19 protein-coding genes are annotated in these 16,298 nt (G+C 37.7%); 18 read left to right on the top strand and 1 reads right to left on the bottom strand.

The window, feature by feature from the left end:
- Nucleotides 1-12 precede the first annotated feature (12 nt).
- Entirely contained in the window at nt 13-195 is a 183-nt protein-coding gene (locus tag LKL37_RS18240; RefSeq protein ID WP_431611893.1) for a bacteriocin-like protein, read from the top strand.
- A gap of 121 nt (nt 196-316) precedes the next feature.
- The gene (locus tag LKL37_RS18235; RefSeq protein ID WP_431611892.1) at nt 317-922 is read left to right on the top strand and encodes an IMPACT family protein; all 606 of its coding nucleotides are present in this window, start codon (nt 317-319) and stop codon (nt 920-922) included.
- Here LKL37_RS18235 and LKL37_RS18230 read toward each other — a convergent pair.
- Nucleotides 919-1,629 carry a zinc metallopeptidase gene (locus tag LKL37_RS18230; protein ID WP_431611891.1) on the bottom strand — a complete coding sequence of 237 codons (711 nt, stop codon included), beginning with the start codon at nt 1,627-1,629 and terminating at the stop codon, nt 919-921. The genes LKL37_RS18235 and LKL37_RS18230 overlap by 4 nt on opposite strands.
- A 105-nt stretch (nt 1,630-1,734) precedes the next feature.
- Between LKL37_RS18230 and LKL37_RS18225 the strand changes: the two genes are divergently transcribed.
- The 16 genes from LKL37_RS18225 to LKL37_RS18150 all read left to right on the top strand — a co-directional run bounded on the left by LKL37_RS18225 (nt 1,735) and on the right by LKL37_RS18150 (nt 16,286).
- Nucleotides 1,735-2,865 carry a GTP cyclohydrolase gene (locus LKL37_RS18225; protein ID WP_431611890.1) on the top strand — a complete coding sequence of 377 codons (1,131 nt, stop codon included), beginning with the start codon at nt 1,735-1,737 and terminating at the stop codon, nt 2,863-2,865.
- Nucleotides 2,866-2,925: 60 nt separating this feature from the next.
- Nucleotides 2,926-3,102, top strand: coding sequence for a hypothetical protein (locus LKL37_RS18220; protein ID WP_431611889.1), 177 nt, complete (start codon nt 2,926-2,928; stop codon nt 3,100-3,102).
- 273 nt (nt 3,103-3,375) lie between these two features.
- Nucleotides 3,376-3,747: an NADH-quinone oxidoreductase subunit A gene (locus tag LKL37_RS18215; protein ID WP_047428392.1), complete on the top strand. Its 372-nt coding sequence runs from the start codon at nt 3,376-3,378 to the stop codon at nt 3,745-3,747.
- A 95-nt stretch (nt 3,748-3,842) separates the two neighbouring features.
- Nucleotides 3,843-4,403 (top strand): NADH-quinone oxidoreductase subunit B, encoded by a 561-nt coding sequence (locus tag LKL37_RS18210; protein WP_002983540.1) that lies wholly within the window; start codon nt 3,843-3,845, stop codon nt 4,401-4,403.
- Between the two features lie 6 nt (nt 4,404-4,409).
- Nucleotides 4,410-4,904, top strand: coding sequence for an NADH-quinone oxidoreductase subunit C (locus LKL37_RS18205; RefSeq protein WP_431611888.1), 495 nt, complete (start codon nt 4,410-4,412; stop codon nt 4,902-4,904).
- Between the two features lie 75 nt (nt 4,905-4,979).
- The gene (gene nuoD, locus LKL37_RS18200) at nt 4,980-6,203 is read left to right on the top strand and encodes an NADH dehydrogenase (quinone) subunit D (RefSeq protein WP_431611887.1); all 1,224 of its coding nucleotides are present in this window, start codon (nt 4,980-4,982) and stop codon (nt 6,201-6,203) included.
- A 91-nt stretch (nt 6,204-6,294) separates the two neighbouring features.
- Nucleotides 6,295-6,804: a complex I 24 kDa subunit family protein gene (nuoE, locus tag LKL37_RS18195; RefSeq protein WP_034693429.1), complete on the top strand. Its 510-nt coding sequence runs from the start codon at nt 6,295-6,297 to the stop codon at nt 6,802-6,804.
- Between the two features lie 77 nt (nt 6,805-6,881).
- Nucleotides 6,882-8,240: an NADH-quinone oxidoreductase subunit NuoF gene (nuoF, locus tag LKL37_RS18190; RefSeq protein WP_045492881.1), complete on the top strand. Its 1,359-nt coding sequence runs from the start codon at nt 6,882-6,884 to the stop codon at nt 8,238-8,240.
- 5 nt (nt 8,241-8,245) lie between these two features.
- A complete protein-coding gene (locus tag LKL37_RS18185; protein ID WP_431611886.1) occupies nt 8,246-9,121 on the top strand; it encodes a hypothetical protein in 876 nt (291 codons plus the stop codon).
- Between the two features lie 41 nt (nt 9,122-9,162).
- Nucleotides 9,163-10,161, top strand: a complete 999-nt coding sequence (locus tag LKL37_RS18180; protein ID WP_431611885.1) for a 2Fe-2S iron-sulfur cluster-binding protein — start codon at nt 9,163-9,165, stop codon at nt 10,159-10,161.
- 108 nt (nt 10,162-10,269) lie between these two features.
- Complete coding sequence (nuoH, locus tag LKL37_RS18175; RefSeq protein WP_431611884.1) at nt 10,270-11,334, top strand: NADH-quinone oxidoreductase subunit NuoH; 1,065 nt, start codon at nt 10,270-10,272, stop codon at nt 11,332-11,334.
- Between the two features lie 151 nt (nt 11,335-11,485).
- The gene (locus tag LKL37_RS18170; protein ID WP_040996950.1) at nt 11,486-12,043 is read left to right on the top strand and encodes a NuoI/complex I 23 kDa subunit family protein; all 558 of its coding nucleotides are present in this window, start codon (nt 11,486-11,488) and stop codon (nt 12,041-12,043) included.
- On the top strand, nt 12,043-12,540 hold the full coding sequence (locus LKL37_RS18165) for an NADH-quinone oxidoreductase subunit J family protein (protein WP_431611883.1): 498 nt from the start codon (nt 12,043-12,045) through the stop codon (nt 12,538-12,540). The genes LKL37_RS18170 and LKL37_RS18165 overlap by 1 nt, the downstream gene beginning before the upstream one ends.
- 4 nt (nt 12,541-12,544) lie before the next feature.
- On the top strand, nt 12,545-12,874 hold the full coding sequence (gene nuoK, locus LKL37_RS18160) for an NADH-quinone oxidoreductase subunit NuoK (protein WP_431611882.1): 330 nt from the start codon (nt 12,545-12,547) through the stop codon (nt 12,872-12,874).
- Between the two features lie 2 nt (nt 12,875-12,876).
- The gene (gene nuoL, locus LKL37_RS18155) at nt 12,877-14,790 is read left to right on the top strand and encodes an NADH-quinone oxidoreductase subunit L (RefSeq protein ID WP_431611881.1); all 1,914 of its coding nucleotides are present in this window, start codon (nt 12,877-12,879) and stop codon (nt 14,788-14,790) included.
- Nucleotides 14,791-14,792: 2 nt separating this feature from the next.
- Nucleotides 14,793-16,286 carry a complex I subunit 4 family protein gene (locus tag LKL37_RS18150; protein WP_431611880.1) on the top strand — a complete coding sequence of 498 codons (1,494 nt, stop codon included), beginning with the start codon at nt 14,793-14,795 and terminating at the stop codon, nt 16,284-16,286.
- The last annotated feature ends 12 nt before the right edge of the window (nt 16,287-16,298 follow it).

Here is a 16,298-nt window from a genome sequence, read left to right as displayed (position 1 = left end):
AAAAATATGATCATGAGAAACTTGAAAAAAGTATCCAGAGCTAATATGAAAACTATTAAAGGTGGTGTTTTTGTAACGTGTACATTACCTAATGGACAGCCTACAAGATGTAGAGATAGATGTCCTCAGGATTTTTGCGGACCAACAAGCTATATGTGTCTGATCCCGATGGATCTGTGCGGAGAAATGATGTAAAAGTGTCATTTTTTAACCAAAAAAAATAGATAAGCCGTCAAATTTTGACGGCTTAATTTATGATCATGATGCAGAATACTAAAGCATTTAATATTTTTGCATAAACAAAGCAGGAATTCCCATGACGTTTGAATACAAAACCATAGAAAAACCTATAGAAAATACTCTTTTAAAGGAAAAAGGAAGTAAATTTATCGGATTTGCTTTTCCAGTGACCAATGAAAAAGAATTAAAGAGTGCACTGGAAAAAATCAGGGAGGAACACCCTAAAGCTACACACCACTGCTACGCCTTCAGAATGGGTTTAAATGGCGAAAATTATCGTGCTAATGATGACGGAGAGCCTTCCGGAAGTGCCGGATTGCCTATTTACAACCAGCTTCTGGCTAATGAAATCACCAATGTTCTTGTTATTTCTGTGCGTTATTATGGTGGAACCAAACTGGGGGTTTCAGGACTTGTAAAAGCTTATAAAGAATCTGCTAAGATCACATTGGAAGAAGCCAATATCATTACAAGAGAATTGGAAACAGAAGTAGAGATTCAGTTTAACTTCAATCAACAAAACACCATCTTCACCTTACTTTCAAAATTTGATGCTAAAGTTTTGAATTTCGATGCGAACGAAAATTGTATTCTTACTGCCTCTTTGAAACTGGCACAAAAAGAAAACATCTCGGAAAAACTTTCCGAGATGCAATATGTTTCATTTGAATTTAATGATTAATCCCTTCTCCCGCTAAGAAGTAAAGAACCCCAGTAGAGAAGCTGTGCCAGAGAACCTAAGGCTGCCACCACATACGTTCTTGCTGCCCATTTCAAACTATCCTGAACTCCAACAAACTCTTCCGCAGTTACAGTTCCGGTATCTTTAAGCCATTTCATAGCTCTGTTACTTGCATCATATTCCACCGGAAGGGTTATAAAAGCAAAAAGCGTTGTCACCGCAAACATTGCTACCCCGATAGCAAGAACAGTAGTATTTCCATTCGGATTCTCAATTGTTCTTGATGCTGCCATTACCGCAATACCTGCAATAAGGACAAACTGCATCAGATTGGAACTTATATTAACAATAGGAACAAGTTTTGAACGTAAATTCAACATAGAATATCCTACCGCATGCTGTACCGCGTGTCCGCATTCGTGAGCTGCTACTGCCGCTGCCGCTGCGTTTCTCTGCATATAAACTCCTTCAGAGAGATTAACTGTTTTATCTGCCGGATTATAGTGGTCCGTCAACTGCCCGGGAACAGATATTACCTGAACATCATTAATCCCGTTGTCTCTCAACATCTTTTCCGCTACTTCTTTCCCTGAAAGTCCATTTCGAAGGTGTACATTGGAATAATATTCAAATTTAGATTTCAACCTGGAAGAAACCCACCAGCTCACCAGCATCGAAATACCAATAATGATATAATAACCCATCATTTTGTATAAATTTTGTGTTTACTTTTTACCCATAATGATGTAAAAACTGTGCCAAAGTATAAGATAATATTATTTATATTTGTCACTAAATTACCATCAAAAATTATGTCTAAGGTTTCAATTATTGAAGTAAAAACAGCCGATCAACTCAAGCAATTCGTAAAATTCCCGATGGATTTGTACAAAAATAATCCGTACTATGTCCCATCCTTTATAAAAGACGAAATGAAAATCTGGGATCCCAAAGAAAATCCGGCTTTACAGTATTCGGAATCCAGGCAGTTTCTAGCAACAAAAGATGGTAAAGTAGTCGGCAGGATCGCGGTAATCGTTAATCATAAAGAAGAGAAAGAGTTAGGAATTAAAAAGGTACGTTTTGGATGGATCGACTTTATTGATGATGCTGAAGTTTCAAAGGCACTCATTCAAAAAGCCGTTGATTATGCCAAAGAAAAAAACATTGACAAAATTGAAGGGCCAATGGGCTTTACCAATCTTGATAAAGCAGGTATGCTGACAATGGGATTTGATAAACTGGCAACAATGATTGGGATCTACAACCACGCATATTACCCCCAGCACCTTGAAAATCTTGGCTTAACCAAAGAGAAAGAATGGGTAGAATATGAAATGAACTTTCCAAAAGTACTTCCTGAAAAAGTTGAAAAATTCAGCGGACTAATTGCGCAGAAATACAAACTGAAAGTTCTTAAATTCAAGTCGAAAGAAGAGATTCTACCCTATGTAGAGCCTATGTTTAAACTTTTGGATGAAACTTATAAACATCTTTCCACCTACACTCCCATTTCAGAAGAACAGATTAAAACATACAGAGAAAAATATTTTCCATTCATCAATAAAAATTATGTAATCTGTGTGGTAGATGAAAATGAGCAGTTGGTTTCATTTGCGATTACAATGCCTTCCTATTCCAAGGCTCTGCAGAAATCAAAAGGGAAATTATTCCCGTTTGGATGGTGGCATTTTTTACAGGCCGGAAAAAAGAATGACCGTGCCAATTTTTATCTTATCGGAATTCATCCGGAATACCAGAGACGTGGCGTAACCGCTATTATTTTTAAAGAAATTTTTGTAAGATTTACCAGTATGGGAATAGATTTCGCAGAAACCAATCCTGAACTGGAAGAAAACAAAAGCGTTCAGGTTCTTTGGCAGGACTACAACCCCGTGAACCATAAGAGAAGAAGAACCTATTCAATGGAAGTAAACAAGTAATATTGCATTTATACAATGTAAAAGCAATCCTACAACTTTAAACTCTAAACTTTGAACTTTATGAAACCGCAGCTTATCATTTTCGCCATTTTAATTGCCGGATTTATCAGTTATAACCTCTTTTTTCAATCGCAGGATGATAAAACCAATACGGTGATCAATATTGCATTTGCCAGTATTCTTTTCGGATATATCTCATTTATGGCCTTTACTCTGTTGAAAAAAATAAAGAAATAAAGTAGAAAACCATCGTCTGTAAGTCTTCTGACAACCCATATTTTTTCCTCATTTAAAAAATCAGAGTATCCCGAATGCCTGTCACCGGATCTGTTTATTCTGCAGTTGCTACAAAAAATGGGGAAAAATACACTAAAAAAATAATCATAAAAAGCTAATTTTTATTGATTCTAAATTACCGATTTAACTCATTTTCATCCCACTTTTAAGCTGATTAATTTCATGCTTTCTTGTTTATTCGCTAAATTTGCAAATTGAGATAATAATGCAAAAATGAATTTACCTGAAAGTTATATTCCAATCCTTATCCAGGCTGGTGTAGCAGTAGGATTTGTAGCTGTTTCTTTGCTTGGGGCACATTTCTTAGGGCCACAGCAGAAAAAAGGAGACTCTGTAAAAAACCAAAGCTGGGAATGTGGAGTTCCTGTAGAAGGAAATGCCAGAACACCGTTTTCTATCAAGTACTTCCTGACTGCGGTATTGTTTGTCCTATTCGATATTGAAATCGTATTCTTTTATCCTTATGCTGTAAATTTCAGAGAATTTGGTATGGAAGGATTCCTTGCTGTACTTACATTCGTAGCGATATTCTTCGTGGCGTTTTTCTATGTCTGGAAACGCGGAGCGCTGGATTGGGATAAATAAATTTTAACATTAAAAGATTGAACAGTTTAATCGTTAAAATGACCCAATGATTGAATTTTTAAAAGCTTTGATCTTTAAATATTTAACTAAAGAAAATGTCAGATAAAAAACCAGTAATAAGAACAGATGCACCTGCTCCCGAAGGATATGAAGGAGAAGGGTTTTTCGCAACAAAACTGAGCAGTGTAATCGGGATGGCAAGAAAGTTTTCACTTTGGCCGTTACCATTTGCTACCTCTTGTTGTGGTATTGAGTTTATGGCTACCCTGAACCCTACTTATGATGCTTCAAGATTTGGTATGGAAAGAAACTCTTTCTCTCCAAGACAAGCAGATATGCTGATGGTTTGCGGAACTATATCAAAGAAATTAGGACCCGTCCTGAAAGAAGTTTACACTCAGATGGCTGAGCCAAAATGGGTGGTAGCAGTTGGAGCTTGTGCTTCCAGCGGTGGTATTTTTGATACGTATTCTGTACTTCAGGGAATTGATAAAATCATTCCGGTAGATGTTTACGTTCCTGGATGTCCTCCAAGACCTGAACAGATCATTGAAGGAGTAATGCAGGTACAGGCTCTTGCAGAAAGCGAAAGCATCAGAAGAAGAGATATGCCGGAATATCAGAAATTATTAGATTCTTACAACATAAGCAACTAAACGGAAATGACAAACGAATTTGTATTAGAAGCAATCACAAGAGAATTTCCGGAATCTGTCATTTCAAGCTCAGAACCTTATGAAATGTTGACGATTGAGGTGAAGAAAGAAGATATTAAGAAGATCATTCACTATCTGAAAGATTCATCACTGGAATTCAATTTCCTTACGGATATCTGTGGTATTCATTATCCTGAATTCCCTGAGAAGGAAATTGGTGTTGTATACCATTTGCATAATATGATGGCCAATTTCAGATTACGTCTGAAAATCTTCATGTCCAGAGAAAATATTGAGGTAGACTCTCTTGTAGATCTGTATGCAGGAGCAAACTGGATGGAAAGAGAAACGTATGATTTCTATGGGATTAAATTTAAAGGACATCCGGATCTGAGACCTATCCTTAATATGGAAGATCTTGGATATCACCCAATGTTGAAGGAATATCGACTTGAAGACGGTACAAGAACCGACAAGAACGATAGCATGTTCGGAAGATAAAAAATAATGCAATAAGCAGTAAGCAGTAAGCATTTAGCTTAAAGCCTATAGCCTATCGCCTAAAGCATTTAAATTATGAAAGATAACTCATTATCTAATATACTAAACCAGTACGAAAGTAAGGAACAGATTGACGGACAATTATATACCCTGAATCTAGGACCTACCCACCCTGCTACTCACGGGATTTTCCAGAATATCTTAACGATGGATGGAGAAAGAATCCTTCACGCAGAGCAAACAGTAGGATATATCCACAGAGCATTTGAGAAAATTTCTGAAAGAAGAAACTACTCTCAGATCACTACCCTTACAGACCGTATGAATTACTGTTCTGCACCGATCAATAACTTAGGTTGGCACATGACAGTAGAGAAGCTGATTGGTGTAAAAGTTCCAAAACGTGTAGACTATATGCGTGTTATTCTGATGGAACTAGCAAGAATCGGTGATCACCTGATCTGTAACGGGGTAACCGGAATGGACTCAGGAGCTATTACAGGTCTTACTTATATGTTCATCGAAAGAGAACGTATTTATGACATGTATGAGCAGATCTGCGGAGCCAGAATGACAACCAATATGGGAAGAATCGGAGGATTTGAAAGAGATTTCACGCCGAAGTTTCATGAGTTATTAAAAGATTTCTTAAATACTTTCCCGGCAAGATTTAAAGAATTCGGTACTTTATTAGAAAGAAACAGAATTTTTATGGACAGAACCATCGGGACAGGGGCTATTTCTGCCGAAAGAGCTTTAAGCTATGGTTTTACAGGTCCAAACTTACGTGCAGCAGGGGTAGATTACGATGTAAGAGTTGCACAGCCTTATTCCTCATACGAAGATTTCGACTTCATTATTCCTGTAGGAACTTCAGGAGATACTTACGACCGTTTCATGGTTCGTCAACAAGAAATCTGGGAATCACTTAAAATTATCAAACAAGCATACGAAAATCTTCCGGAAGGACCATTCCATGCGGATGTTCCTGATTTCTATCTTCCTGAAAAGGCAGATGTATATCAGAAAATGGAAGCATTGATCTACCATTTCAAAATTGTAATGGGAGAAACTGATGTACCAAAAGGAGAAGTTTACCATGCTGTAGAAGGTGGAAACGGAGAATTAGGTTTCTATCTTGTGAGTGACGGAGGAAGAAGCCCTTACAGACTTCACTTCAGAAGACCATGCTTCATCTACTATCAGGCATATCCTGAAATGATTACAGGTTCTGTAATTTCAGATGCCATTGTAACGATGTGTAGTATGAATATTATTGCGGGAGAATTAGACGCATAACTGGAATTATAAATTTTGAATTATAAATTATAAATTGATTTTAGACCGTTATTCAGTTAGAATTTAAAATCTAAAATCTAAAATTTCAAAAATGAGCGAAACAATAGCTTTTAAACCGGAAAGTTTAGCACAGGTACACAAAATTATCGCAAGATATCCTGAAGGAAGACAAAAATCTGCTCTTCTTCCTGTACTTCACTTGGCACAGAAAGAATTCGGAGGATGGTTAGATGTTCCTGTGATGGATTATGTTGCAGGATTATTGAGTATCCAACCGATCGAAGTATATGAAGTGGCTACTTTCTATACCATGTTTAATATGAAGCCGGTAGGTAAATATGTTTTGGAAGTCTGCAGAACAGGACCTTGTATGGTTTGTGGAAGCGAAAAAATTCTGGATCATATCAGAACCAAACTGAACATTAAGGACGGGGAAACTACTGAAGACGGTATGTTCACATTAAAGCCTGCTGAATGTCTTGGAGCATGCGGATACGCACCAATGCTGCAGCTTGGAAAATTCTTTCATGAAAATTTAACGATAGAAAAAGTAGATGAAATCCTTGATCTTTGCAGACAGGGACAAGTTGCTTTAGACTAAATAAATTTTAACAAATTAAAAATAGCATAAGTTAGACGCCAAAAGCCAATAACTGACTGCTAAAAGCATAATATACAATGAGTAAAAAACTTTTACTTAAAGACGCACATATAGAAGGTATTCGCTACTTTGAAACATACCGTAAACAGGGAGGTTACACAGCAGCTGAAAAAGCCTTGAAGATGACTCCTGACGAAATTCTTGAAGAAGTAAAAGCTTCAGGACTGAGAGGTCGTGGTGGAGCTGGATTCCCAACAGGAATGAAATGGAGCTTTTTGGCAAAGCCTGAAGGTGTTCCAAGACACCTTGTTGTGAATGCAGATGAATCTGAACCTGGAACATTCAAGGACAGATACCTGATGGAGTTCCTTCCTCATTTATTGATCGAGGGAATGCTAATTTCTTCTTACTGTTTAGGTTCCAATACTTCTTATATCTACATCCGTGGAGAATATTCATGGATTCCGGATATCCTTGAAGAAGCTATAGAAGAAGCTAAAGCAGCAGGATTTTTAGGTAAAAATATTTTAGGAACTGGTTTCGATCTTGAAATCTATGTACAGAGAGGTGGTGGAGCATACATCTGTGGTGAAGAAACTGCATTGCTGGAATCCCTTGAAGGAAAAAGAGGTAACCCAAGATTAAAACCGCCATTCCCGGCTGTAAAAGGTCTTTGGGAAAGACCAACGGTGGTAAACAATGTTGAGTCTATCGCGGCAATTGTTCCAATCATTGATATTACAGGTGCTGAATATGCTAAAATAGGTGTTGGAAGATCTACAGGTACAAAATTGATTTCTGCTTGTGGAAATATCAACAAACCTGGTGTATACGAAATCGATATGACGATCACTGTAGAAGAATTCATCTATTCTGATGAATATTGCGGTGGTATTAAAGACGGTAAAAGATTAAAGGCGTGTATTCCTGGAGGAAGTTCTGTTCCGATTGTTCCGGCTAATTTATTACTGAGAACAGTGAACGGAGAGCCAAGATATATGAACTATGAATCATTAGCTGATGGTGGTTTTGCTACCGGAACAATGATGGGTTCAGGAGGTTTCATCGTTTTGGATGAAGACCAGTGTATTGTAGATCACACCATGACTTTGGCAAGGTTCTACAACCACGAAAGCTGTGGACAATGTACGCCTTGCCGTGAAGGAACGGGATGGATGTATAAGATTTTGAAAAAAATCGAGAAAGGAGAAGGAAAAATGGAAGATATCGATCTACTTTGGGATATCCAGAGAAAAATCGAAGGAAATACTATTTGTCCGTTGGGTGATGCAGCAGCTTGGCCGGTTGCAGCAGCTATTCGTCACTTCAGAGATGAATTCGAGTGGCACGTGAAAAACCCTGAGTTGTCTCAGACACAAAATTATGGATTGGCACATTATGCAGATCCTATTCCGGCTGTTGAAAAGAATGCATAGGTAACATGAAAAAATTGTTGGTTGTCGGCTTAATGATGTCGAGTTTTGTTTTCGGACAAAATAAAGAAAAGGATACTTTAATAGATAGAAGCTCAGATAAAGGAGCACTAGTTACCAGAAAGAAACCTGAACCTTTGAGCAAAAAAGGTCAGATGTTCGTTTTCTTTGGATGGAACAGAGCGGCGTTCAGTAATTCTGATATCCGTTTCACAGGAAATGGCTATGATTTTCAACTGAATAATGTATCTGCACAGGACAGACCTACCAAATTTGGTATTGTTTATATCAATCCGGGATGGTTTACTGTAGTTCAGTACAATTTCAGAGCAGGGTATTTTATCAAAGATAATTTAGCTCTTGTTTTGGGGATAGACCATATGAAATATGTGATGGATCAGAACCAGACCGTTAATTTTAAAGGTCATATTTCAGATCCTGAATATGCAGGAATGGTACAAAACGGACAGGTAAACCTGGCAGATGAGAAGTTCCTTACTTTTGAACATACTGATGGACTTAACTATGAAAACTTAGGTCTTGAAAGATATCAGAATCTTATCAACAAGAAAAATGTTGATTTGGTTTGGTCTTACGGAGCCGGAATCGGATTCATGTTCCCTAAAAGTAATGTAAAACTTTTTGGTAATGAAAGAAGTGACCGTTTTCACGTAGCAGGTCTTGGAACCGACCTAAGAGCCAGTCTTAACCTGGTACTTTGGGATCATGTGATGGTAAGACTAGAAGGAAAAGCGGGTTACATTAATATGTGGGACATCAAAACTACATTGAATAATAAGCCGGACAAGGCCCAACAGGATTTCGTTTTCGGACAGGTCCTTGCAGGAATTGGATATACATTTAATACTAAGAAATATAAATAACAAAGCCTATTGCTTAATGCATAAAGCTTAAAGCATACAATATGAGCGAAGAAGTTAAAAAATTCAAAATAACTATAGACGGACAGACTACCGAAGTGATGCCTGGTACTTCCATTCTGGAAGCTGCAAGACAAATCGGTGGAAAATCTGTACCTCCAGCTATGTGTTACTATAGCAAACTAGAAACCAGTGGAGGTAGATGTAGAACTTGTCTGGTAGAAGTTTCTAAAGGATCTGAAGCAGATCCCCGTCCTATGCCAAAATTGGTAGCAAGCTGCAGAACTAATGTAATGGATGGGATGGAAGTAAAAAACCTTACTTCTGAGAAAGCGCAGGAAGGAAGAAAAGCAGTTACCGAATTCTTATTGGTAAATCACCCGCTGGACTGCCCTATCTGTGACCAGGCCGGCGAATGTCATCTTCAGGACTTAGGCTATGAGCATGGTGTTGAAAATACAAGAACAGAATTCGAAAGAAATACTTACGAAGCAGATGATCTTGGACCGAACATCAAATTGAACATGAACCGTTGTATTCTTTGTGCAAGATGCGTACTGACAGCTAACCAGCTTACAGAAACAAGAGAACACGGTATTCTTTTCAGAGGAGATCACGCTGAAATTTCAACGTATTTAAATAAAGCTTTAGACAATGACTTTATCGGAAACGTTATCGACGTTTGTCCTGTAGGAGCATTAACAGACAGAACAGCTCGTTTTTCAAGCAGAGTATGGTTTACAAAACCTATGAATGCCAGCTGTAAATGTGACAAATGTTCAGGAAAAGCTTTGGTATGGATGAAAGGTGACGAAATTCTAAGAGTTACGGCAAGAAAAGACCAGTGGGGTGAAGTAGAAGAATTCATCTGTGATACATGCCGTTTCGAAAGAAAATCATTATCAGACTGGAACATCGAAGGTCCTAGACATATCGACAGACACTCTGTAATTTCATTGAACCACTACGAAAAACCTAAGGATGAACTAAGAGTTTTAGACAATCCGATGGCTAAAGAAATCAGTGAAAAAGACGAAAAATAAAATTTGAAAATGAGTTAATTTGAAAATGAGAGTATCTGTTGGTGTCATTACTACAACTTCCATCTTCCAGCTCCCATCTTCTAACTTTTAACATCTATAAAAATAAAAATGGATTTACTTACATTTAAACTTATACTTGTACTAGCACTTTTCCTGCTATCACTAACGATCGCAGCCTACTCTACCTGGGCAGAAAGAAAAGTTGCCTCTATCATGCAGGATAGAATTGGTCCCAACAGAGCCGGACCTTTCGGATTGCTGCAGCCTCTTGCTGACGGTGGAAAGTTTTTCTTTAAAGAAGACTTCACCCCTGCCAATGCAGAAAGATTCCTTTTCGTATTAGGTCCAGCTTTGGTAATGTTTATTTCATTGATTACAGGAGCTGTGATTCCTTGGGGTAAAAGTTTAAATATTGCAGGTACTTCTTTTGATCTTCAGGTGGCAAACATTGATGTTGGTGTACTTTTCATCATCGGAATGGCTTCCATCGGGGTTTATGGAATTATGATCGGAGGTTGGGCTTCGAATAACAAATATTCATTACTAGGTGCTATCCGTGCTTCTTCTCAGATGATTTCTTATGAATTGGCAATGGGATTAGCACTTCTTTCTATCATTATGATGACAGGAAGTTTGGATTTAAAACAAATCACGGAAAGTCAGACTACCGGAAAATTATGGGGAGTTATTCCTTGGGTTTCAGGAATGAACTGGAATATTTTCTACCAGCCGATCGCTTTCCTTGTTTTCTTTGTAGCTGCATTAGCAGAAACCAACAGGCACCCGTTCGATTTACCTGAGTGTGAATCTGAATTGGTAACAGGATATTCTACAGAATACTCTTCCATGAAATTAGGTTTATATATGTTCGGAGAATATGTGAACATGTTTATTTCCAATGCTTTCATGGTAGTTCTTTTCTTCGGAGGATACAACTATCCTGGTATTGAATGGGTAACACAGCATTGGGGTGAAAACACTGCGGGAATCTTGAGTATTGTAGCATTTCTTACAAAAACAGTAATCGGAATTCTGATCTTCATGTGGATCAGATGGACGCTTCCAAGATTCAGATATGACCAGTTAATGCACTTAGGGTGGAAAACATTAATCCCAATGGCATTGGTAAACCTATTAATTACAGGAGCTGTAATTTTAGCATTTGCAAACTAAGAAATTTGAAAATGAGCTGATTTGAAAATTTGATAATGAAATCAAATTTTTATCTTTAGCGTATCATATTCAATCATCAATATTAAATAATTAAGATAACAGACAAGATTAGTCTAAAATCTAATGTCTAACATCTAATATCTATAATTAAATGAAACTTACAAACAGATCAAAAGTTGTTTCCAATAAAGAAATGACCCTTGCTGAAAAAATCTACCTTCCTGCCATCTTTACAGGGATGGGGATTACATTTAAGCATGCTGTAAGAACCGTGATAAAGGGTGCTCCCGCAGTATATTCGTATCCGGAAGTACAGAAACCAAGAACCACCATCTGGAGAGGCCAGCACGTTTTGAAAAGAGACGAAGAAGGCAGAGAAAGATGTACAGCTTGCGGACTTTGTGCGGTAGCTTGTCCTGCAGAAGCCATTACGATGACTGCTGCTGAAAGAACTAAAGAGGAAAAAGGTCTTTACAGAGAAGAGAAGTACGCTTCAGTATATGAAATCAATATGCTAAGATGTATTTTCTGCGGTATGTGTGAAGAAGCTTGTCCTAAATCTGCAATCTATCTTACAGACAGATTGGTAGATGTGGAAACCAACAGAGGTTCTTTCATTTACGGAAAAGATAAATTAGTTGAAAAAATAAATGAAAGGATTGATATCACAACAAGACAATCCGAGAAACAAAAAAATGCGGTAAAATAATGGATCAGTTTTTATTTTTCTTGGTGGCCTTTTTAGCAGTTGCAAGTGCTGTTTACTTTGTATTTGCAAGAAATCCTTTATATGCTATTTTGTCATTAATTGTTACGATGTTTTCAATTGCCGGAATGTACATTCTTCTCAATGCACAGTTCCTGGCAATCATCCAGATTATAGTGTACGCAGGTGCCATCATGGTACTTTTCCTTTACATCTTAATGATGCTTAACCTTAATAAAGGAGACGAAAGTAAGAAGAACAATACTTTAAAATTTGTTGGAGTTTTTACGGCAGGTATCCTTTTAGTAGGTGTATTAGGTGTTTTCAGAGGTGTAAGAGAAAACCACATTGTGGTTGATAATGTAGACAGAAGTATTGGTCTTACAAAAAACCTGGGTAGACTTTTGTTTAATGAATATGTTTTACCGTTTGAGCTTGCTTCCATCCTAATTCTGGCAGGTATTGTAGGCGCGGTATTAATCGGTAAAAAAGATTTATAAAATTATGGGAGAAGTAAATACATTTATACAAAGCGTCCCTTTGGAATACTTCATCACACTTTCATCAGTATTGTTCTGTTTGGGAGTAATGGGAGTATTGCTTAGAAAAAATGCTATTGTGATTCTGGGCTGTGTAGAGCTTATGCTGAATTCTGTAAACCTTTTATTGGCAGCTTTTTCAGCGTATAAAGGCAATGGCGACGGACAGCTTTTAGTTTTCTTCATTATGGTGGTAGCTGCTGCTGAAGTAGCGGTAGGGCTGGCAATTATTGCAATGCTGTATAGAAACACCCGTTCTGTAGATGTGAGTATATTTAATAAATTAAGAGGATAAGAATGGAGAATCTAGTATATGCAATAGTACTTTTACCACTTTTAGGGTTTCTTATTAACGGGCTATTCGGGAAAAATCTTCCAAAAATATTCGTAGGATCTTTGGCTACTGCAGCTGTATTCGGATCTTTCTGTATTGCGGTAAGTCTTTTCATGAATTTCAATTCTGAGAGCCAGCCTGTTATTGTAAAAGCTTTTGAATGGTTTAGAGTAAACGGAGTTCAAATCAATTTTGGATTCCAGATTGATCAGCTTTCTTTAATGATGGTAATGATCATTACGGGTATCGGTTCACTGATCCACTTATACTCTATCGGATATATGAGTCACGATAAAGGATTTTATAAGTTTTTTACTTATCTGAATCTTTTCATCTTCTCCATGTTACTTTTAGTGATGGGAAGCAACTACCTTATCCTGTTCATCGGATGGGAAGGTGTAGGTCTTTGTTCTTACCTGTTGATTGGATTCTGGTATACCAACGAAGAATACGGTAAAGCGGCAAGAAAAGCTTTCATCATGAACAGAATTGGTGACCTTGCGTTATTGATTGGTATTTTCATGATTGCTTCTCAGACCAATGCTGTAGATTATCTTTCTGTAGCAGAAAACGCTTCAAAATTTGAATTAGACGGAACAGTGATTATCTTTATCACAGCGAGTTTATTCATCGGTGCTACCGGTAAATCTGCTCAGGTTCCACTATATACATGGTTACCGGATGCGATGGCCGGACCTACTCCTGTATCAGCGTTGATCCACGCGGCAACGATGGTAACTGCAGGTATCTACTTGGTAGTAAGATCCAACTTCTTATTTACTTTAGCACCTACCGTGCAGGGAGGAATTTTATTCATCGGGTTCTTAACCGCTGCTTTGGCAGGGTTCTATGCACTACGTCAGAACGACATCAAAAAAGTATTGGCATACTCTACAGTTTCACAACTTGGATTTATGTTCATCGCTTTAGGCCTTGGTGCCTATACAACAGCAATGTTCCACGTAATGACGCATGCATTCTTTAAAGCATTATTATTCTTAGGTGCTGGTTCTGTAATTCACGCCATGAGCAACGAACAGGATATGCGTTTCATGGGAGGTCTTAAAAAATACATTCCTCTTACCCACGCTACATTCCTTATCGGAACATTAGCCATCTCAGGTTTCCCTTTATTATCTGGGATGATCTCTAAAGACGAAATTTTAGTAGCAGCTTTCGCTAAAAACCCTATTTACTGGGTCATCTTATTTGTTTTAGCGGCAATGACTGCAACGTATATGTTCAGACTTTACTACCTGACATTCCACGGAGAATTCAGAGGTACTGAAGAACAGAAACACCACTTACATGAAAGCCCGTCTAATATGACATTACCATTGATCGTATTGGCTATCCTTTCTGTAATCGGAGGTTTTATCAACCTGCCACACTTCATCGGTCACGGGCATTATGCTAAGCTGATGGAATGGCTAAAGCCAGTTCTTACAGAACAAAGCTACAGCCAGATGGAAGCTACTCTTTCAGGAGTACCTTTCAATACTGAAATGATATTATTAGCAGCAACAATCCTGATGTTCTTCTCTGTTTGGTTCATCGTTAGAAACACTTACGTGAAAAAGAAAAAGATGGCTGTTGCAGAAGAAAGCTATACCGGATGGGAGAAACTTTCTGCTAAGAAATTATACGTTGACGAACTTTACAACGCATTGATTGTAAAAACTGTTGAAGGATTAGGACGCGGAGGAAAAATGTTTGATAAGGGTATCTTAGACCGTTTTGTAAACTTTGTAGGTGATGGTGCTGAAGACAGCGGAAAAGCTATGAAGCGTGTACAGAACGGAAATGTAGAGACATATATCCTTATCATGTCTTTAGCTGTGGGAATTATATTAATTGTTAACTTTTTATTACAATAATAATGTCTTGTTTATTATTAACATTATTACTTTTACCTCTAGTAGGTTCGGGATTAGTTTTTGCCTGGAAAAATAGTTCCAGCAAATATTTGGCGCTTGGAATCGCATTGGTACAAATGCTCCTTACGTTCTATATGCTTTCGGATTTTGATTTTAATCCGACAGTAGACAGCGTATTGCAGCATGAGATCAATTATCCATGGTCACAATTTATGAAGAGCTCTCTTCACTTCGGTGTTGACGGAATGAGCATGCTTCTTTTATTATTGACCAATATTCTGGCTCCAATCATTATTTTATCATCTTTCAACGAAAATGTAAACTACAGAAATACATTCTACGGACTGATTCTGTTGATGCAGTTTGGTCTTGTAGGAGTATTCACTTCTTTAGACGGATTGTTATTCTACATTTTCTGGGAAGTAACTTTGATTCCAATTTGGTTTATTGCCGGACTTTGGGGACAAGAGAATAAAAGGTTCGAGTTTACTACGAAATTCTTCGTATATACATTCGTTGGATCATTATTTATGTTAGCCGGATTGATCTATGTGTACAACCACTCTGCATCATTCGCTTTAACAGATTTATATAATGCTCAGCTGAATGAAGTACAGCAGACTGTGGTATTCTGGTTTATTTTCTTTGCTTTTGCAGTGAAATTACCGGTATTCCCTTTCCATACATGGCAGCCTGACACGTATACCTACTCTCCTACTCAGGGATCCATGTTATTATCAGGGATCATGCTGAAGATGGCAATATATGGTGTAATGCGTTATTTACTTCCAATTACTCCGCTTCCGATAGCAGGAATTTCCGGGCAGATCGTAATCATTCTTGCTATTGTAGGAATTGTTCACGGTGCTTTGATTGCTATTATCCAAACAGATATGAAGAGAATCATTGCGTATTCATCTTTCTCTCACGTAGGGTTGATGGTAGCAGGGATTTTCGCTTCTGCGGTAGTTACTCTTAGAGGAACTTTCAATGTGGAAGGAGCTGAAGGAGCATTGGTACAGACTTTTGCCCACGGTATCAACGTAGTAGGATTATTCTACTGTTGTGATATTTTATACAAGAGATTTAAATCAAGAGACATAAGACAAATGGGTGGTTTAGCTAAAGTAGCTCCTAAGTTTGCTGTATTGTTCCTGATCATTATATTAGGTTCAATGGGAGTTCCATTGACCAATGGATTCATCGGAGAATTTATTTTGTTGAAATCAGTGTATGATTTTAACGGAACAGCAGCAGTAATTGCTGGTCTTACGGTAATTCTTTGTGCGGTGTATTTATTGAGATTCTACGGAAAAGCAATGTTTGGAGAAGGAGATGAAGCCGTTTTAAGTACAGCAAAAGATTTATCAGGGGTAGAATTTTCTGTATTGGCAAGTTTAGCGGTTTTTGTGATTTTACTTGGTATTTTCCCACAACCGGTAATCGACATGGTGAGTAGTTCGGTGAAGTTTATCTACCAATCAATGGTAAGTTAATTTGATATTTTA

Source organism: Chryseobacterium sp. 'Rf worker isolate 10', assembly GCF_050753305.1.
GTDB lineage: Bacteria > Bacteroidota > Bacteroidia > Flavobacteriales > Weeksellaceae > Chryseobacterium.
Note: the sequence above shows the minus strand (reverse complement) of the source record. Positions and strands in the feature narration are given on the sequence as shown.

Excerpts from the sequence above, each read along its gene's own strand:
- LKL37_RS18240 (WP_431611893.1), top strand. The coding sequence starts at position 13 with ATGAGAAACTTGAAAAAAGTATCCAGAGCTAATATGAAAACTATTAAA.
- LKL37_RS18235 (WP_431611892.1), top strand. The coding sequence starts at position 317 with ATGACGTTTGAATACAAAACCATAGAAAAACCTATAGAAAATACTCTT.
- LKL37_RS18230 (WP_431611891.1), bottom strand. The coding sequence starts at position 1,629 with ATGATGGGTTATTATATCATTATTGGTATTTCGATGCTGGTGAGCTGG.
- LKL37_RS18225 (WP_431611890.1), top strand. The coding sequence starts at position 1,735 with ATGTCTAAGGTTTCAATTATTGAAGTAAAAACAGCCGATCAACTCAAG.
- LKL37_RS18220 (WP_431611889.1), top strand. The coding sequence starts at position 2,926 with ATGAAACCGCAGCTTATCATTTTCGCCATTTTAATTGCCGGATTTATC.
- LKL37_RS18215 (WP_047428392.1), top strand. The coding sequence starts at position 3,376 with ATGAATTTACCTGAAAGTTATATTCCAATCCTTATCCAGGCTGGTGTA.
- LKL37_RS18210 (WP_002983540.1), top strand. The coding sequence starts at position 3,843 with ATGTCAGATAAAAAACCAGTAATAAGAACAGATGCACCTGCTCCCGAA.
- LKL37_RS18205 (WP_431611888.1), top strand. The coding sequence starts at position 4,410 with ATGACAAACGAATTTGTATTAGAAGCAATCACAAGAGAATTTCCGGAA.
- nuoD (WP_431611887.1), top strand. The coding sequence starts at position 4,980 with ATGAAAGATAACTCATTATCTAATATACTAAACCAGTACGAAAGTAAG.
- nuoE (WP_034693429.1), top strand. The coding sequence starts at position 6,295 with ATGAGCGAAACAATAGCTTTTAAACCGGAAAGTTTAGCACAGGTACAC.
- nuoF (WP_045492881.1), top strand. The coding sequence starts at position 6,882 with ATGAGTAAAAAACTTTTACTTAAAGACGCACATATAGAAGGTATTCGC.
- LKL37_RS18185 (WP_431611886.1), top strand. The coding sequence starts at position 8,246 with ATGAAAAAATTGTTGGTTGTCGGCTTAATGATGTCGAGTTTTGTTTTC.
- LKL37_RS18180 (WP_431611885.1), top strand. The coding sequence starts at position 9,163 with ATGAGCGAAGAAGTTAAAAAATTCAAAATAACTATAGACGGACAGACT.
- nuoH (WP_431611884.1), top strand. The coding sequence starts at position 10,270 with ATGGATTTACTTACATTTAAACTTATACTTGTACTAGCACTTTTCCTG.
- LKL37_RS18170 (WP_040996950.1), top strand. The coding sequence starts at position 11,486 with ATGAAACTTACAAACAGATCAAAAGTTGTTTCCAATAAAGAAATGACC.
- LKL37_RS18165 (WP_431611883.1), top strand. The coding sequence starts at position 12,043 with ATGGATCAGTTTTTATTTTTCTTGGTGGCCTTTTTAGCAGTTGCAAGT.
- nuoK (WP_431611882.1), top strand. The coding sequence starts at position 12,545 with ATGGGAGAAGTAAATACATTTATACAAAGCGTCCCTTTGGAATACTTC.
- nuoL (WP_431611881.1), top strand. The coding sequence starts at position 12,877 with ATGGAGAATCTAGTATATGCAATAGTACTTTTACCACTTTTAGGGTTT.
- LKL37_RS18150 (WP_431611880.1), top strand. The coding sequence starts at position 14,793 with ATGTCTTGTTTATTATTAACATTATTACTTTTACCTCTAGTAGGTTCG.